This is a genomic window from Mycobacterium sp. (assembly GCF_008709575.1).
GTDB lineage: Bacteria > Actinomycetota > Actinomycetes > Mycobacteriales > Mycobacteriaceae > Mycobacterium.
Map to the genome: position 1 here is coordinate 1 of NZ_VYIK01000220.1, position 891 is coordinate 891.

Sequence of the window (891 nt, forward strand, 5' to 3'; positions counted from 1 at the left end):
GCAGTCTGGCGCGCGGACGGGTGGTGTAGCGGGCCATCCAGCCTGGGCTTCTGACGATCTGGTCACCGGGCCGCGGCTGCGCCTCCGTACGAGAATCGAGCGTGCGTGTCGCCGCACCGACACGCCGGGTTGATCCTGGGTAATGCGCACGCTGGTCAACCTGGGACCCGACTGGCGCCGCGGCGGCGCCGGCCACAGGCCGCTCGGGACCTAGTGCCGCGCATGGCCGACTTGGAGGCCCGGCTCGCGGAACTGACACGGGATATCGAGGACGAGCAGCCTGACGATCGCCAGCTGCTTGACGAGCTGACCAAACTGGCCGCGGTCGCCAAGTGCGAGATCGCGACACATGCTGGCCGCTTCGACGCGGCCACAGCCTATTACGCGAACGTCTAACAACGCATCGAGTACTTGCGCCGGTCCTCACTGCCCGATCTGTTGGGGGTGTTCACATTTTTGCGCCGGCGCCTGGTACCGGCGGTGGCCACCGTGGAGGCCGCCAGGCACCGGATAGAGGGCTTGTCGGGCCGGGTCTTCCGTACTGCCGATGTGCTCCGCACCCGGGTGAAAGTGGCCGCGGAGATAGCCACTCAGCAGCTGCTCAGCGGGCTGCACCGGGGTCAGACGCGGCAACTGCGGCTCCAGCTGGACGGTCGAGGGATTCTCAATCGCCGCAATCACCTCATGGTCGGTTGGTTGACTATCTGGCCAAAGGGCTTAAGTCGCTCGGCACTCCGTTCAACGAGACCATCACGACCGCGGTAGTCATCCCGTTCGCGGTGGTCGTCATGTGGCGCGCTGTGCGCCGAGTTCGCCGCCACGTTGATGGCAGCGATCACGGCGCCGACCATTCCCCGCCGTGATGAACGATGCAGGCCCGTCGCTGCGGCG

At 66.8% G+C, this 891-nt stretch carries 1 protein-coding gene and 1 pseudogene; both read left to right on the forward strand.

Annotated features, from left to right (window positions below; all coding sequences use genetic code 11):
* Positions 1-105 precede the first annotated feature (105 nt).
* A pseudogene (locus tag F6Q13_RS18020) lies at positions 106-765 on the forward strand (DUF3422 family protein).
* A complete protein-coding gene (locus F6Q13_RS20365) occupies positions 693-863 on the forward strand; it encodes a DUF3422 family protein (RefSeq protein ID WP_367141365.1) in 171 nt (56 codons plus the stop codon). The pseudogene F6Q13_RS18020 and the gene F6Q13_RS20365 overlap by 73 nt, the downstream one beginning before the upstream one ends.
* Positions 864-891 lie beyond the last annotated feature (28 nt).